The following is a 13,926-nucleotide window of genomic DNA, read 5'->3' on the forward strand; positions in this document are numbered from 1 at the left end:
CAACCCCACGAAGCATCCCCGCCAACCAGACAGGACCGACATGACCCGGCAGCAGCCACTCACCGACGAACAGCTCAACGCCATCGACGCCCGCTCCAACGCCGCCACCAAGGGGCCGTGGACGGCCTGGGCCGAGACCTACCCGCACCTCGTGCTCCAAGGGCCCAAGGGCGTGCACCCGTCCGACGCTGAGGGGATCGTCTCGACGAACCTGGCCGTCAACGAGGGCGTCGACGCTGAGTTCATCGCTCACGCCCGGGAGGACGTGCCCGCGCTGCTCGACGAAGTCCGCCGCCTCCGCGCCGAGCTGGCCCGCCGCGTGCAGTGCAACGACTGCGGCGCGGTCGGCGAGATCTTCACTGGCGACGACGGACACGCCTACCTCGACCCGAGCGGCCAGATTGGTCACCGCTCCGCCTCTGCCGTGGGGGGCCAGGCGCTCACGGCGTTCTTCGCCGCCCAGCAGGACGGGGGCGAGATGGCCGAGAGGCTCACCGGCACCCGACCGTGCGGGCACGACGACTACCACGACCCGCACGAGTGGGCTGAGCGTCCGGGCGTCTGGTGCCCCGGCCACAGCTGCGACGAGCCCGCCACCGCGTCCGGTCCGCAGGTCGCCGCCAGCGAGGAGACGAACCGATGACGGTTGCCGTGTACCGCCGCCTCTGGTGCGACCACAAGCCCTGCGGGTCGTGGCACGGCCCCGCCGACCTCCCCGGCGAGACAGCCGCCGAGCTCCGCCGGACCGCCCGTTCCGCTGGCTGGCGCCGGAAGAACGGCAAGGACCTCTGCCCCGACCACGCCGCCGGGGGGACGCGATGACCGCCGCCACACCGTGCCCGTCCTGCCGCACCCGCACCAAAGGCCCCGGCAAGTACCTCTGCGGCACATGCTGGTACGCCCTCAACCCCGCCGCCCGCCGCGCCCTGTCCCGCAGCGACTCTCGCGCGTTCGCCCGCCTGCGGGAGCTGCACGCGCAACTCGACGCAGGGACGCCTCTGCTCGACGTCCGCATCACAGCCTGAGCCCGCGCTCACCCCGTGACCAGCACCCGCTGTCAGTGCCACCCCCTACCGTCCCAACACACCACAAACCAGGAAAGAATAACCATGACCAAGCCCCGCTGGAAGTCCCGCATCCGCTGGAACGACGGCCGCGCCACCCACGACGGCCGCAACTACCTGCTCTGGTCCCACGGCTACGAAAACGGCTACAGCAGCAGCGGCGAACAGCTCTACTCCCGGCACGACGCCTGGCACCTGCACGAGGTCCTCAACAACAACCAGCCCGACCCGCGGCCGATGAGCAACGCACTCAGCCGCAACCAGCGGCAGGCGGCGCGGCTGGCGGAGCTGTGGATCCTCGGCTGGCGGCCGGCGCCCGGCTACCGGTTCGCGGAGTACGGCTACCGGGAGATGTGGCGTGCCCCGGACGAGGCGCTGCACCCGATCGCGGATGTGCTGTCCGGTGCCATCCCGCACTGACCCGCCCCTGGACCGGCCGCCGCGCTCGAACCGCGGCGGCCGGCGCCCCGACCCTCTCAGGAGCAGACCATGACCAACAACCCGCCCCGCCCCGAAGTCGACGACCCCCGCGTCGTCGCCCTCGCCAAAGCCCGCCAGCAGCGCGCCCGGATCGTTGCCGCGATCAAGACGTCGCCGTTCGAGGAACTCCGCACCGTCGACTATTCGCCGAACGGCCCACTTCAGATCACCATCGAGGTCGAGGCGCTCGCGGACGCGCTGCTGCCTGTGGTGTCGCCCCCGCCCGCCACACGAGCCGACGACCAGACCGCACTCCGCGACCGCATCGCCGAGTTGGAGCACAGCCTGGCCACTGCCGAGCGCATCCGTGAGAACGCGGACTTCCACCTCGGGCAGGAGATGGCACGCCGCCAGCTCGCCGAGAAGGAGGCCGCCCGCCTTTCCGCCGACCGGGCCGCCGTCCTCAACGCTGCCGCGCAGCACCTGTACACGGCGCTGTTCCCGGCGGTCTACGACGACATGGGCCAGAAGGCTGCGGAGGGCGTCAACCGCGCCGTGTCTGAGCTGCGCCGTATGGCCGACGAGGCGCAGCCCGAGTGCCCCGCGTCGATCTCCGGCAACTGCCTGCGCGAGTCCCAGTCCGAGACCGCGTGCGACACCGAGGCGGGCGAGTGCGTACACGGCGGACAGCCCGCCGCCGAGGCGCAGCCCACCACCAAGCCCGAGGACGAGCCCACCGAGTCGGTGATCTACGAAGTCGTCGGCGACTGGGGCGTCGACAGCGCAGACAGCGCCGCAGGCGCGCGAGCTGCCGTCACCAAGTGGCTACGGGCGTATCCGAAGTGCGGGGCGTATGCGCAGCAGCGGATCGTCCGCGAGTGGCCGGACGGGTCGGAGTTCTACGGCCCGTGGACCGACCTGCCCGTCGAGCCCGCTGCTGGGGCGCGGCACGACGAGGAGGCCTGACCGTGGCCGACGACTCCACCCCGCTCCGCGACCAGATCCGCGCCACGATCAAAGCGGCTGGCCTCAAGCAGATCTGGATCGCCCAGCAACTCGGCATCAGCCAGAAGCACCTCAGCCAGATGCTCACCGGCCGCGTCGCGCTCACCCTCGACTGGGCGCAGCGCATCGCAGGCCTGTGTGGCTACAAGGTCACCGTCGTGGTCGAGCCTGTGGCCGCATGGGAGCGAGAGCGTCAGCGGGCCGAGACGGCTGAGGCGGCGCTGCGGGATGTCCTTGGGGTGGCCGAGGTGATCGAGGCGAACGGCATCGGCTGGGCCGCCGACTCGGTACGCCGCGCTGTGAAGGGCGAGATCTCGTGATCGGGATGCTCGCGTATCTCGCGCTCGTGGTCGCGATCCCCGCGCTGCTGTGCGGGCATCAGGGGCAGGACTTCCCGCCCGCACGGTGGCTCCGGGCGGGGAGGGGCCGTGAGCGCGGCTGTGCGCCCGCTGGGGCGCCTCAGAGCCCATCTCAGGACTCGCGTCCTCGCGCACGCTCCTGGGGCCTCACAGACGCCGTCACGCCCCTCGTGGGCCCGAACCGACAAGGAAGCCGCATGACCCGCATCGCCATCGAGATCACCGTCGACATCAGCGACCTCGCCACCGAGGACGAAGCCGACGAGATCCGCGCCCGCATCGAAGAAGCCACCGCCGAGTGGAAACCCACCGTCACCGCCACCACCCGCGAGTACGGGAGCCACGCCTAATGCCCCTCACCCCGGTCACCGTGCACGCCCTCACCTGCGACGCCTGCAACACCGTGTTCGACGACGAGGAAGGCGGCACCCTCTTCGCCACCCCCGCCGACGCCAACACCGCCGCCCGAGCCTCCGGCTGGACTGTCCTCGGCGACGAGTACCTGTGCCACATCCGCGACGAGACACACCAGGCGCTCATCGACGAGCACCTGCCGCCCGAGCCCGTCATGCAGGCGCCCGGCCAACTCGCCCTCGACGGCAGCGAAGAACCCGCCTGACCGTCCCTCGTGCCGGGCCCACACCAGGCCCGGCACCCCACCAGCCACGACCACCGGAGACACACGTGACCGACCAGCCCCGCGAACGACACACCCGCCGCCACGCCCAGGGATTTCGCCCGACTACCCCGCCTACGGACAACCGCCCTTACCGCCGCGCATCGGAAAGCGGCGGCAGCACCATGCGCACCCACACCCTCGACGCCACGCAGACCTGGCGGCAGATCGGCTGGCACGGCCAGACCGGCGCCTTCTACGCCCTCGACGAGAAGCCCTCCAACCACGAACCCGGCAGCTGGAGCCCGCTGTGGCTGCTCGTCGACAACGAGCCGCCGATCCTCCCCGACGAAGACGACTCGGAGGCGCAGCGATGACCACGGCCGCCGACAACCACCCCGACTGCGAACCCGCCTGGACCGACGACTACCAACCCAGCGACCACACCCCCACCCGGTTCGACCTCCGCCAGCACGAGATGCGCGACCTCCGCGACCAAGGCCCCGGCCCCGTCGCCCTCTGGACCGCCGACACCCTGCCCACCGGGGAGTACCTGTGACCGGCCGCCCGTCCCTGCCGCACGTGCAGCCCACCGCCCGCATGTGGACGATCCTGCGCCGCTGCTACGCCAGCCAGAGCCGGCCGCCGTCCTCGGCCGCGCACTCCACACCACCCAGACCCAGGAGTAGCCGTGCACTACCAACTCCGCGCCGTAGACATCGCCCGCACCCTCACCGCCCGAGGCCACACCAACTCCCTGACCGGACCCACCTGGCGGCCCGGCCACCGCTCCACCCAAGCCAGCCCCAAAACCGTCCGCCTCTGGCACGACGGCCTCGACGAAGCCGCCCACCTCGACCGATACGCCGCCGCGCTCCAGGCCGCGGGGTACACCGTCGCCGCCGAACGCCCGGCCGGGAAACGGCCATGCCTCCGGGTCACCAAGCAGACCAAGGAGCCGTCGTGAGCCGAACCCCGCTCCGCTGGATCCCGGACGACGGAAGCGCCGCCATCCTCGCCGCCTACGCCCGCCGCCGGGAGCCGCTGCGGTCCGTCCTCCGCCGCGCCCTGATCCTCCTTGCCCAAGCCGACGGCATCCTCGATGGGCGTGGGCGCGTCCGCCAGCCCGGACCCGGGCGGACACCGTGAGAGGCCTGCCCGCCGACCGCCCGCTGGTCACGGCCCGTCGGCTCGAGGTCCTCCGCCTGGCCGCGAACGGCCACACCAACGCCGAGATCGCTCGGAAGCTGTTCATAGCCGAGGACTCGGTGAAGTCCCACATGCGGCTGGCCTACGAGCAGTTGGGCGCCCGCGACCGCACCCACGCCATCGCTGTCTGCCTAGTCCGCGGGCTCATCCACCCGCACGAGATCCAGCTCTGCCCGCCACGCACGAAGGAGACCACCGCATGACCGCGCCGCCGACCACGGCCCGCAAGGACGCCGCCCTCCGCGACCTGCACGCCGCCCTCACCCGGATCCGCAACCTTGACCGCGTCCCGCCACAGGCCGACCCGGACAGCGACACCGGGCGGGCCTACGCGCAGGGCTGGCAGGCCGCACTCGCAGCCGTCGACACGGCGCTCCTCGACGTGCCCACGTGCCCGCAGGAGGCGCCAGACGGCCCCAGGAGCGGCCCGCAGGTCCCGAACCGGCATCCGGCGGCCCCGGAGGGGCGGAACGGCGCCCAGACGCACGCTCAGCGCTTCGGCGACGTCCAAGGCCGCTGCCCCGCCTGCGGAGGATCCAGCCTGTTCCTCGCCGAGGGTGGCTACATCACCTGCGCCCGCCTCGACTGCCCCAACCCCGACGTCGCCAGCCAGCTACTCGAACGGCAGCCGCTCGCCACCGGGGAGTGGCTGCGCACCGGCACCCGCGACCTGGCCATCCCCGCCCACGACACCGGGCCCACCGTCCGCGAGTGCGCCGCCGATGATCGGCGGTGGCCGCTACAGAAGGAGGGCTCATGAGCAGCGAGGAACTCCCACGGTTCGTCTACCTGCACTGCAGCCGCTGCAACGCATGGCTCACCATGTTCGGCCTGCCCAGCCAAACCGAACCCAAGCTCGAAGCAGCCGCACCCAACCAGGGATGGGTGCGGCGCGGCGACGGCAGCTGGCTGTGCGACGAACACGCACCGAAAGCCCAGCCATGACCTGGCGGCTCCTCGCCGCCACGCCCGCCGCCGGCCTGGCCGCCAACGCCGCGCTCGCCTGGCACGACTGGCGGGCACGGAAACGGCGGCGAAGACGCAGGCCAGCGCCATGACGACTCCGATTCGGCCGAGTGGGGCCCTTCGCTACGTGTTCCTCAGCGTGGAGGGATAGACCTCATGCCTCGGATCCCACCACACCACGTGGAAGACGTTCCCTTCCAGGAAGCCGTACAGACGCTGTAAGCCCGTGAACTCAAGGCGTTGGATCTTCGTCATGTCGTCCCGGCGTATCGCCGTCAAGCGATCCAGAGCGTCCTTGCACAGGCCGCCCGGGAGGTCGTACTCCTTGAACAGTCTGCGAGTGCCTCGAAGCTCTGACACCGTCATCGACTCGCAGTCCGCCAGCTTCCGCAGCACCTCGCACAGCACAGCCGGCTCCATGCCCTCGAAGCCCCACCGGCCGTCGTGATCGACGTGCGTAAAGCGCCAACACAGGCGATCCCCTGAGCTGTCCGAGCCAGGCAGCAGCGATGATGGATTACCAGTCCGCTTACCGACCGCGACACCGCCAGGCGGCAGAGCCAGTTTCTTCTGCGCCTTCCCCCGCTTGCTCACTCAGTCCTCGCGGCCCACAAGCGCGCCGAAGAAGTCGGCGATCTCCTCGTCCCGCAGTTCCTCGTTGCTGCGCTGCAGATCCGTCACGCCGGCCCGCTGCCGGGCATCCAGCCACGGCCCCGGCTGATGCGTCATCGCCGACAGTTCGTGGGCGTCGTAGGCGCGGAAGTTCTCGAGAACCACGTTCACCGAGTCGCGCTCGTCATCATCAAGCGCCGCCGGATCCCCAGCGATGTCGCCCTTGTCGAGGTTGAAGCGGCCCCGATGCTGGTCGTACAGCTCGTACACGACTGGCCCGTTCGCCCACGCCTCGAAGCGCTCCGGGAACAGCTGTCGGTCCTCCCACGCCAGGTGGTACCCGTAGGCGAAGTAGCACAGCTTCTGCAGCTTCATGGCGGACATCGGCGCTTCCTTGGCCAGTATGTAAGCCGCCACATCCCGCACGGTTGCCATGATCAGTGTCCCCTCTTGCGCCTGCCCTCACCGTAGATGAGTCGCCCCCAGCTGCAACTCGTCGGGTCCACGGGCATGCAGGCGCATCCCCCAGAAAGACCAGCGTAACGGTGGTCTGCGACAGCCCGGAAGTGGGCGGGTGAAGGTCTGGACAGCGCGTGACTAATCGAACGAACGTGTGGACGAGTGGGGAGTTTGACCAGCCAGACGGGCCGACCGTCCAGCTACCCCACGTCCGGCAGCTCGACCTCCGCCAGCACCGGCGCAGTCTCCCCAGCCGCGTGCCGCTGCGCCTTACGGGCGTTCTCCTCCCGCATCGCCGTCAACCACGGCCACAAGTCTGGTAGCTGCTGCCCCGCACACGCCAACCGATGCTCGATCCGGCAACGCTGCTGTGGGTCCGGCGGGCACACCGCGTACACCGTCACCCGACCGTCGGACAGTTCGATCCACCGGTACTCGGCCGGCACCACGTGCGCCGGCGGGTTCACGTCCGGCTCCAGCAGCACCCAGTCATGCTCCAACGTCGGCACCCGGTCCTGCGGCAACCCGCAAAACGGGCACGCGTACTGTCCGCCACCAAGCCGCGGCACTTTCCCATTTGCCCCCATACCGTGAGCGTGAGGCCCGACCAGGCCCGGCACACCCCAGCATCCGGACGGGAACCCTGCGCCACCAAAGGCACGCGACGGCAGCCGAGACGACACGGAGACTCCGCAGCCCCAGACGCCACAGTGGCAGCGGCCAGACAGGCGCTGTAGACAGAGCAGCGCCCCCACCCCATCTGGGGCGGGGGCGTTTTGCTGTACGACTACTCGTTCGGCACGCCCGGCTCCGGCAAGTCCGCCCACAACCGCGCCGCGATCAGTTCCGCCTCCTCCTGCGACGTGCCCGCCTTCACCAAAATGAACCCGTGGGAACCGTCCGGGAAGGCGACCTCCCGCATCTCTGTACCCAACGGGCCAGGCGACGGCTCCTCCGACATGACGGCCCCTCTCATCGACGAAACCGTCACGCTAACGAGCAGCGCCCCCGCACGGAAGCGGGGGCGCTGCGGCGTTCGGGTGATCAGAGCTCCGTCAACTGGTACGGCTCCGGCAGCGGCGGCATCGGAACCCGCAACGCCGCACCCAGCATCGCGCGGGCGATCATCTCCCGCTCCGCAGCCGGCTGGCCCCGCCGCATCGCGAACAGCATGGTTCCGTCCCTCCGCACATACGTGCCGCCCGTGAAGCCGGGGTCCTCGATCGGCAGCTCCGACACGTCGACACGGAACTCGGCGAGAAGACTGTTGAGCGGGGCGTCCATCAGATGGTCGACGGTCGGGACGGGACGCGGGGGCGCGGGGCATGTACTCTGCTGCATGAGCAGTCCTTTCGTGATGGTTGGGATTCGCTGATCAGCGGCTGGCACCGCTGGTGATGAACAGGCCCGGTGTTAGCGCACCGGGCCGTTCGCGTTACTGGGCTAGGGACGGGCTCTTCGGTGCGGCGATGTATCGGTAGTTCCCCCGCTTGCAGACCGTTCCCGGCGGGAGGGCGTCCAGCGCCATCGCCACGCTCATCGCAGAAACGCCGTATCGGCGGCCAAGGTGGGTGATGCGGATCATTTCGCCCGGCTGCAAGGTTCCGTTGTCGAGATCGCGGCGCAGCTCCTCGGCAGCATGGCCCCTTTCCGTCGTGTCGTCGTACTTGCCCTGCGTGTAGCTCCCGTCGGGATGCCATACGCCGTTGTACAGAGGCGACTCGTTCTCCATGGCGGCTAGCTCGGCGGCGCGCGCTTCCGGCCGGGATGGAAACCACTCGACGCGGTTACCTGAGACAAGGTGCCACCAGGTTTTTTCCCACTCGTGCATCCGCCAGCGCTTGTGTACATCCTTGGCTATCCCGACGTAAAGCAGCACCCCGTCGGCGTCGAAGAGGCGGTAAAACGCGGTGCGCTCGGGTGATTCGGGCATGCCGCTCCTAACTGAGCGTGTGGCGTGAGCCACTCTCGGAAGCGACTGTAAGAGGTTTATTGAGAGGTTCGCAACCCTCTCGTTCGCCAGCAGACGCAACAAAGCCCCGACGTCCGTCGCGTCGGGGCTAGCGGGCCCGCTGGTCAGAACTCGTATTCGAGCTCGTAGAGATGGCCCGCCTTGGCCATGATCTCCGCCTGGATCGGCCTATCGTCCACGCTGTACGTCACGCGGAACTGGCGGAGGACCGGCAGCTTCGTCGGCATCCTCAACGCCTTCGCCTGCTCCGGCGTCGGCCACCGCGCTGCCACCTTGTCAACGCAACGCAACGGCGGCAGGCCGGCCTCCAACAGGACTCGACCCACGCCACCCCGGATCTTCCGATTCTCGGCGATAGGCGTCCCTCGGGCCAGGTCGAGCGGAATGTACACCTCGACCAACTCGCAAGGCTGATCGTCCAGGTAGAGCACCTGGCGGCGCATCTGCGCCTTCTCGTCCTCGGCGAGGCCGAAGGCGTCCCGGATAGCGGCGGGCGGCACGACCTCTTCGACCGCGAGTAGATCGCTCTTGCCTGCCAGCCCCTTCTGCTCGGCGGCAGCGATCCACTGGTACTTCCCGCCGTCGCCAGGAGGGTTCTTGTAGCTCGCCGGCTCCATCGTGCGCTGCCGATGCTGCCGGGCGTACACGCCAGCACCCCGCCTTGTGTAGGCGAGTCCCTCCTTCTCGAGCATGGTGACCGCGTTGCGGATCGTCTGTGCGGCGGCACCGAAAAGATCGGTCAGCTGACGGCTGGACGGAAGTTTCTCGCCAGGAGGGAAGTCGCCGTTGAGGATGCCGTCTCTGAGGTATGCGGCGATCTGGTCCTGAACGGGCCAGACGCTCTCTTCCTCGAACTCTTCTGTCACGTCAGTGGGCCTTCATTGAGTAGTGGAGCCGTCCAATGCGGCCGGGGCTGACCATGACGGACACCTCGTATGGGTGGCCGCCGCTGGAGATGACGCGAGTGAGGCAGAGGATCCACTCGTGGTTGTCGGCGAGTTGCAGAGCCTCGGCTTCCTCTCGCGTCGGCGGCCTCGTCGTGACGTACTCCTGGACCGACTCGGGCTTGTAGCCCAGCGAGGCGAGCAGGGATACGGCGCCGCCGCGTATCCGCCCCTTCTGTGCCAGTGCTGTCTGCGCGGCGAAGCTGGCTGGCCAGTAGGAGTTGGCCAACTCGATGGGGCGGCTGTCCAGCGAGATTAGGCGCTGCCTCAGGATGACGGGTGTGCCGGGAGTCAGGCCGAGGTGGGCCGCCACTTCCTGCGGGGCGCTGGCTTGCTCTGCTCGCAGGATCCGCTGGGTGCCAGTGCGCCCCTGAGCTGCTGCCTCTTTACCCCACACGTCACCCTGGCCGCTTTCTAGGTAGGGCGCTGACGACCCAGTCCAGTGCGTTTCTGTCACTCGCGACTCCTCCAGTTCACAAGGTCTCTTGAGCCATCCATCAGTTTCTCCACCATAAGGCCAGTTCACGAGGGGCGGCGGAGCATACGAGAGCGGTTCGGGCGGGCGAGACGATTGCAGCTTCTCAAGAATGCACCTACAGTTGAGAAGTCAGCTCAACCCCAACTCCTGGATTGGAGAGCCCGATGCTGCCTGCGGATCAGGAGCTGCTCACCGTGCGAGAGGCCGCAGTGCTGCTGCGGATCTCCAAGCCGACGGTCTACCGCTGGATCGACAACGGCGACCTGCCGGCCATCCGCTACGGACAGCCGCGAGCCGAAGGCGACCCGAGGCGCGGGGGAGCGATCCGAATCCCGAGGGACGTCGTCATGGCGCTCCGCGAGACCACAAACCCGTCCACCGAGGAGGCGGCATGACCACCGCGACCCCTACCTACCCCGTCCTCACCTTCGCCGACGCTGTGGCCGACTGCCCCGAGCACCGCGCGCAGCACGAGGAGGCCGAGGCGCGCTACGCCAAGGACCTCGCCGAGTACGGTGCCTCCATTCAGATCCGCGACCGCCGCCAGCTCGGACTGCACATCGCGCCCGTCAAGGCGGTGACGGCATGACCACCGCAACCCCTCCCCCCACCCCCACTGCCCCGCTTCCGCCGGCTGCTGTGTCGGTGCTGCACCGTCTGGAGCGCGCGTTCCTGCCGCTGGACCTGGTCCGTGCAGTGACCCGCTACGAGGTGGCGACGGCTCGTAAGGCGGAGCTGGAGGCGAAGCCGACGCGTGAGTGGTCGGGTACCGACTTCGACTCTTGGGTCGACTGTGAGCGCACGATCCTCGATTCGGTGATGGTGCTCGTCGCGGCTGGGCGTATGGACCTGCTTGAGACCCCTGTCGACCCGGTGATTCGTGCGGCAGCGGACTTCCGTAAGGCCGCTCTTCGTGCGGCGGCCCTTTCGAACGAGGCGCTGAGCCCCAACATGGCGGACCTGGACGCGGACTCCCTGGCTGCCGCCGAGGATCTGATGGCCGGCGCCCGCGCGACGCTCGCTGCTGCCGGAATGCTGCACCTGATCGGCGGTGGCGTCTGATGGCCCGCCGGTTCAAGGACATGCAGACGGAGGAGCAGCGGTACGCGGCTCGTCAGGCGCCGGCGCTTCGGCATATGGCCTACCAGGCCGAGCAGGAATCCGAGCGGCAGCAGATGACCGCTGACGTGTACGGCCGTCAGGGCCGGGACTACTCGGATCCGGCGAAGGCGTCCCGTGCACAGCGTGAGGCGGACCGGCTGCGCGACCGAGGCAAGGGCCTGCGGGAGACCGCGAACCGCGCCGAGGCCGAGGCGACGCCGAAGAAGAAGCGGCGGTGGTTCTGATGGCCCGCGAGGTGTACGACAGCTTCCCGGCCGGCGCCCCGCGTGGTTCGTGGCCGGCGGAGGAGAAGGCGCAGCAGCTCCGCGAGTCCGGAACCCCCGCCACGGTCGTGATGGACCTGGACGGCGACCGGTTCCTCGTCGTCGAGGAGGTGGCCCGGTGAGCACCTCTGAGATCTACAAGCTGCGTTGGCAGCGTGACGCGCATCGTGCGCTCGGCGAGTTCCTTCAGGTCAACGGGATGCCCGTGATCTCGTGGACGATCGCTATCTCGGGCGCGCTGGTCGGGGATGTCGATTCGCTGACGTCGACGCCGGGCGAGATGCGGGCCGCGTTCGAGGCGTGGGTCCGGCAGCTCAACGCGGCTGTGTGGCCGGAGCGGATCGACTCGGACGGCACGGTCCATCTGCACGCCAAGTTCGCGTGGGTGCAGAACCCGGATGTTCGCGGTGCGATCCGCGCCACGATCGCCCCGCCGACGTGCGAGGACGGCGCGTCGTGACCGACTCCGAGCGTGCCGAGCTGTCCCGGAAGGTCGCCGAGGCCAACCGGCGGTCCGAGTCCCGGCCGAAGCCCTAACCCCCTAGACCGCCGCGGGCGGGTCGACCCCCTGTCCCCGCCCGCGGTGCCCGCCCCGTACCACCCCACTGTTCCTGTGACCTTGAAAGGGTCTGTGATCCCCCATGTCTCCGTACCTGTTCTCCGCCGACTTCGGCGTCACCGTGTTCGGCCGGAAGGCCCGCGCCGCTACGACGGTGGCCGAGGCGACCGTGCTGTCCATCAGCGACCTGTTCGGCGAGTACGCCAAGGCCCGCGCTGCCGGCGACCTGGCCCGGATGCGGCAGATCCGTGAGATCGCCGACGCGGAGCTGCTGGCCGAGCTCGACGGTTTCGACTACCCGGCCGCCGCCTGACCGGCTGCCCGATCCGCCCGTCTCGCACGGGCGGTGAGGGGAACCGCTCAGCGTTCCACCACCCAACCCCGAGAGGAGCCCGACCGTGGGCCTGTTCAAGAAGACCGCCGAGGAGAAGGCCGCCGTCGCCGAGATGAAGGCGGCCGACCGTCGGCTGAACGACAACAGCGACCGTGAGTTCAAGGCCGGGATCCGTCACGAGACGCCCAAGTATCAGGAGCTCAACGCCAAGGCCAACGAGGCCGCCGCGAAGGTGTCGTTCTGGCACGGCGGCACCAAGCGCCGCTGACCGGCTGCCCGATCCGCTGGCTCCACGCCGGCAACGAGAGGAGGAATCATGAAGCGCATCAGTAAGGTCCAGGCGGCGGCCCGCCGGCTGGACGTGTTCGCTGTCGTTGAGAAGCTGCTCACTCTTGCCGCCCTGGTCCTGGTCGCCGTGACCGTTGGCGGGCAGCTGGGGCAGATCCTCGGCCTGCACGGCACGCTCGGCATGCTCGTCGGCTGGTCGATCGCGATCGTGTATGACGCGCTGTGGATCGGTGCTCTGCGCATGTCGGAGGTGGCGATCCGGCAGCGGTCCGCGGTCGGCATCGCTGTGATGATCGGTCTGTCGGTTGTGGCGGTTGGTACGTCGACGGCGACGCTGCTGGTCCTCGGGCACGCCCAGGTGTTCGCGTTTGTCCCGGTGGCCGCAGCTTTGTTCATGGGTCTGCGGCTGTTCGCGGGGAACGTCCTCGCGGACGCGGAGACTGCAGCGGTCATCGCCGAGCAGTCGGCGGCCGACCGCAACGCCCGCGCCCTGGCTGCAGCCGACGCCCGGCATCTGCGGTCCGAGGCCACCACGGACGTCCTCACCGAAACCGCCGGCCACCTGGCGGAGATGGAACGGCAGATCGCCCGCGCCGATGTGCTGACCCGGGCGCAGGCTCAGATCAACGAGGCCCGCGCGAAGGCGGAGGGCCGCCTGGCGAAGTCCGAGAAGGAGCACGGTGTCGCCGCCCTGGCGTACACAGAGCGCGACTTGAGTCTGGCCGTCTCCCGGCCGGCGGTCACGGCTGGCGGAGACACCCGGGCCGAGCTGGATGGTCACACGGTGGTCACACAGGCCACCCCGGAAATCGAGCCCGTGACCATTCCGCCCGTGACTGCGGACGAAACGGACATGGTCGAGGGGTGCGACCAGACCCCCATAGAGGACGGCATGGACCTTGCCGAACTCGCGGCGGTCGCCGGTGTCGAGCTGCCCCAGCCGGGCGCCCGACTGTCCGACGAGCAGCTCGCCGTCGTCCTTCGCTGGCTCCGCTACGGCATGGAGCCGCCCCGCTCCTACCGGCAGGCGCAGAAGGATTTCCGCGCCGCCGGTTTCACCGCCCGCGAAGAGCGCGTCCGCCGCGTCTGGGGTGAGATCGAACGCCGCGAAACACAGGTCAGCTGACGCACGCCGGCACCGCCAGTGAGGCCCAGCACCCCCCGCGGTTCTGGTCCTTGCTGAGACTGCCGGAAGCAGTCGAACAGGCAAAACCCCAGTTCAAGTCCGGTGAGTGACCCGGTGAGCGGAACGATCG

Annotated in this window: 32 protein-coding genes; 24 read left to right on the top strand and 8 right to left on the bottom strand. The window is 69.4% G+C overall.

Annotation, left to right across the window (positions count from 1 at the left end; all coding sequences use genetic code 11):
- The first annotated feature begins 40 nt into the window (after positions 1–40).
- The 15 genes from CLM62_RS12590 to CLM62_RS12650 all read left to right on the top strand — a co-directional run bounded on the left by CLM62_RS12590 (position 41) and on the right by CLM62_RS12650 (position 5,618).
- The gene (locus tag CLM62_RS12590; protein WP_095749911.1) at positions 41–643 is read left to right on the top strand and encodes a hypothetical protein; all 603 of its coding nucleotides are present in this window, start codon (positions 41–43) and stop codon (positions 641–643) included.
- Positions 640–822 (top strand): molecular chaperone TorD family protein, encoded by a 183-nt coding sequence (locus CLM62_RS12595; protein WP_095749912.1) that lies wholly within the window; start codon positions 640–642, stop codon positions 820–822. The genes CLM62_RS12590 and CLM62_RS12595 overlap by 4 nt, the downstream gene beginning before the upstream one ends.
- Positions 819–1,025 (top strand): hypothetical protein, encoded by a 207-nt coding sequence (locus tag CLM62_RS12600; protein WP_095749913.1) that lies wholly within the window; start codon positions 819–821, stop codon positions 1,023–1,025. Before CLM62_RS12595 ends, CLM62_RS12600 begins: the two co-directional genes overlap by 4 nt.
- 84 nt (positions 1,026–1,109) lie before the next feature.
- Positions 1,110–1,484, top strand: coding sequence for a hypothetical protein (locus tag CLM62_RS12605; protein WP_095749914.1), 375 nt, complete (start codon positions 1,110–1,112; stop codon positions 1,482–1,484).
- 69 nt (positions 1,485–1,553) lie between these two features.
- On the top strand, positions 1,554–2,450 hold the full coding sequence (locus CLM62_RS12610) for a hypothetical protein (RefSeq protein ID WP_095749915.1): 897 nt from the start codon (positions 1,554–1,556) through the stop codon (positions 2,448–2,450).
- 2 nt (positions 2,451–2,452) lie between these two features.
- On the top strand, positions 2,453–2,809 hold the full coding sequence (locus tag CLM62_RS12615; protein WP_095749916.1) for a helix-turn-helix domain-containing protein: 357 nt from the start codon (positions 2,453–2,455) through the stop codon (positions 2,807–2,809).
- Between the two features lie 236 nt (positions 2,810–3,045).
- Positions 3,046–3,198: a hypothetical protein gene (locus tag CLM62_RS49980; protein WP_179382067.1), complete on the top strand. Its 153-nt coding sequence runs from the start codon at positions 3,046–3,048 to the stop codon at positions 3,196–3,198.
- The gene (locus tag CLM62_RS12620; RefSeq protein ID WP_095749917.1) at positions 3,198–3,467 is read left to right on the top strand and encodes a hypothetical protein; all 270 of its coding nucleotides are present in this window, start codon (positions 3,198–3,200) and stop codon (positions 3,465–3,467) included. The genes CLM62_RS49980 and CLM62_RS12620 overlap by 1 nt, the downstream gene beginning before the upstream one ends.
- 182 nt (positions 3,468–3,649) lie before the next feature.
- Positions 3,650–3,841 carry a hypothetical protein gene (locus CLM62_RS12625; protein WP_095749918.1) on the top strand — a complete coding sequence of 64 codons (192 nt, stop codon included), beginning with the start codon at positions 3,650–3,652 and terminating at the stop codon, positions 3,839–3,841.
- Positions 3,838–4,023: a hypothetical protein gene (locus CLM62_RS12630; RefSeq protein ID WP_095749919.1), complete on the top strand. Its 186-nt coding sequence runs from the start codon at positions 3,838–3,840 to the stop codon at positions 4,021–4,023. The genes CLM62_RS12625 and CLM62_RS12630 overlap by 4 nt, the downstream gene beginning before the upstream one ends.
- A gap of 132 nt (positions 4,024–4,155) precedes the next feature.
- Positions 4,156–4,431, top strand: coding sequence for a hypothetical protein (locus CLM62_RS12635; protein WP_095749920.1), 276 nt, complete (start codon positions 4,156–4,158; stop codon positions 4,429–4,431).
- Positions 4,428–4,613 (top strand): hypothetical protein, encoded by a 186-nt coding sequence (locus CLM62_RS49985; protein WP_179382068.1) that lies wholly within the window; start codon positions 4,428–4,430, stop codon positions 4,611–4,613. Before CLM62_RS12635 ends, CLM62_RS49985 begins: the two co-directional genes overlap by 4 nt.
- Positions 4,610–4,876, top strand: coding sequence for a helix-turn-helix transcriptional regulator (locus CLM62_RS49990; protein ID WP_179382069.1), 267 nt, complete (start codon positions 4,610–4,612; stop codon positions 4,874–4,876). Before CLM62_RS49985 ends, CLM62_RS49990 begins: the two co-directional genes overlap by 4 nt.
- Entirely contained in the window at positions 4,873–5,433 is a 561-nt protein-coding gene (locus CLM62_RS12645; protein ID WP_095749922.1) for a DUF6085 family protein, read from the top strand. Before CLM62_RS49990 ends, CLM62_RS12645 begins: the two co-directional genes overlap by 4 nt.
- A complete protein-coding gene (locus CLM62_RS12650; RefSeq protein ID WP_095749923.1) occupies positions 5,430–5,618 on the top strand; it encodes a hypothetical protein in 189 nt (62 codons plus the stop codon). The genes CLM62_RS12645 and CLM62_RS12650 overlap by 4 nt, the downstream gene beginning before the upstream one ends.
- A gap of 144 nt (positions 5,619–5,762) precedes the next feature.
- Here the strand turns inward: CLM62_RS12650 and CLM62_RS49995 are convergent, their stop codons facing one another.
- From CLM62_RS49995 to CLM62_RS12685, 8 genes are all read right to left on the bottom strand, one after another.
- On the bottom strand, positions 5,763–6,233 hold the full coding sequence (locus CLM62_RS49995) for a hypothetical protein (protein ID WP_179382070.1): 471 nt from the start codon (positions 6,231–6,233) through the stop codon (positions 5,763–5,765).
- Entirely contained in the window at positions 6,234–6,635 is a 402-nt protein-coding gene (locus tag CLM62_RS12660) for a type II toxin-antitoxin system antitoxin SocA domain-containing protein (protein ID WP_218835591.1), read from the bottom strand. It lies immediately after the preceding gene.
- Positions 6,636–6,910: 275 nt separating this feature from the next.
- Positions 6,911–7,297: a DUF6083 domain-containing protein gene (locus CLM62_RS12665; RefSeq protein WP_179382071.1), complete on the bottom strand. Its 387-nt coding sequence runs from the start codon at positions 7,295–7,297 to the stop codon at positions 6,911–6,913.
- Positions 7,298–7,497: 200 nt separating this feature from the next.
- Positions 7,498–7,644: a hypothetical protein gene (locus CLM62_RS49305; protein ID WP_179382054.1), complete on the bottom strand. Its 147-nt coding sequence runs from the start codon at positions 7,642–7,644 to the stop codon at positions 7,498–7,500.
- Between the two features lie 110 nt (positions 7,645–7,754).
- Positions 7,755–8,051 (bottom strand): hypothetical protein, encoded by a 297-nt coding sequence (locus tag CLM62_RS12670; protein ID WP_095749927.1) that lies wholly within the window; start codon positions 8,049–8,051, stop codon positions 7,755–7,757.
- Between the two features lie 94 nt (positions 8,052–8,145).
- The gene (locus tag CLM62_RS12675) at positions 8,146–8,643 is read right to left on the bottom strand and encodes a GntR family transcriptional regulator (protein WP_095749928.1); all 498 of its coding nucleotides are present in this window, start codon (positions 8,641–8,643) and stop codon (positions 8,146–8,148) included.
- 143 nt (positions 8,644–8,786) lie between these two features.
- Positions 8,787–9,548 (bottom strand): GntR family transcriptional regulator, encoded by a 762-nt coding sequence (locus tag CLM62_RS12680; RefSeq protein WP_095749929.1) that lies wholly within the window; start codon positions 9,546–9,548, stop codon positions 8,787–8,789.
- Between the two features lies 1 nt (position 9,549).
- A complete protein-coding gene (locus CLM62_RS12685) occupies positions 9,550–10,152 on the bottom strand; it encodes a UTRA domain-containing protein (protein WP_306457905.1) in 603 nt (200 codons plus the stop codon).
- Between the two features lie 116 nt (positions 10,153–10,268).
- Between CLM62_RS12685 and CLM62_RS12690 the strand changes: the two genes are divergently transcribed.
- The 9 genes from CLM62_RS12690 (at position 10,269) to CLM62_RS12725 (ending at position 13,796) form a co-directional block, all read left to right on the top strand.
- The gene (locus tag CLM62_RS12690; RefSeq protein ID WP_095749931.1) at positions 10,269–10,499 is read left to right on the top strand and encodes a helix-turn-helix domain-containing protein; all 231 of its coding nucleotides are present in this window, start codon (positions 10,269–10,271) and stop codon (positions 10,497–10,499) included.
- Positions 10,496–10,693, top strand: a complete 198-nt coding sequence (locus CLM62_RS12695; protein ID WP_095749932.1) for a hypothetical protein — start codon at positions 10,496–10,498, stop codon at positions 10,691–10,693. The genes CLM62_RS12690 and CLM62_RS12695 overlap by 4 nt, the downstream gene beginning before the upstream one ends.
- Complete coding sequence (locus CLM62_RS12700; protein ID WP_143659040.1) at positions 10,690–11,166, top strand: hypothetical protein; 477 nt, start codon at positions 10,690–10,692, stop codon at positions 11,164–11,166. The genes CLM62_RS12695 and CLM62_RS12700 overlap by 4 nt, the downstream gene beginning before the upstream one ends.
- Positions 11,166–11,450: a hypothetical protein gene (locus CLM62_RS12705; RefSeq protein WP_095749934.1), complete on the top strand. Its 285-nt coding sequence runs from the start codon at positions 11,166–11,168 to the stop codon at positions 11,448–11,450. The genes CLM62_RS12700 and CLM62_RS12705 overlap by 1 nt, the downstream gene beginning before the upstream one ends.
- Complete coding sequence (locus tag CLM62_RS50000; protein ID WP_179382055.1) at positions 11,441–11,611, top strand: hypothetical protein; 171 nt, start codon at positions 11,441–11,443, stop codon at positions 11,609–11,611. Before CLM62_RS12705 ends, CLM62_RS50000 begins: the two co-directional genes overlap by 10 nt.
- Positions 11,608–11,949, top strand: a complete 342-nt coding sequence (locus CLM62_RS12710; protein WP_095749935.1) for a hypothetical protein — start codon at positions 11,608–11,610, stop codon at positions 11,947–11,949. The genes CLM62_RS50000 and CLM62_RS12710 overlap by 4 nt, the downstream gene beginning before the upstream one ends.
- A gap of 181 nt (positions 11,950–12,130) precedes the next feature.
- Positions 12,131–12,361, top strand: a complete 231-nt coding sequence (locus tag CLM62_RS12715) for a hypothetical protein (protein WP_095749936.1) — start codon at positions 12,131–12,133, stop codon at positions 12,359–12,361.
- 85 nt (positions 12,362–12,446) lie between these two features.
- Positions 12,447–12,650 (top strand): hypothetical protein, encoded by a 204-nt coding sequence (locus CLM62_RS12720; RefSeq protein WP_095749937.1) that lies wholly within the window; start codon positions 12,447–12,449, stop codon positions 12,648–12,650.
- Positions 12,651–12,698: 48 nt separating this feature from the next.
- Positions 12,699–13,796: a hypothetical protein gene (locus CLM62_RS12725; RefSeq protein WP_095749938.1), complete on the top strand. Its 1,098-nt coding sequence runs from the start codon at positions 12,699–12,701 to the stop codon at positions 13,794–13,796.
- Positions 13,797–13,926 lie beyond the last annotated feature (130 nt).

The organism is Streptomyces sp. SA15, assembly GCF_002291145.1.
Taxonomy (GTDB): Bacteria; Actinomycetota; Actinomycetes; order Streptomycetales; family Streptomycetaceae; genus Streptomyces.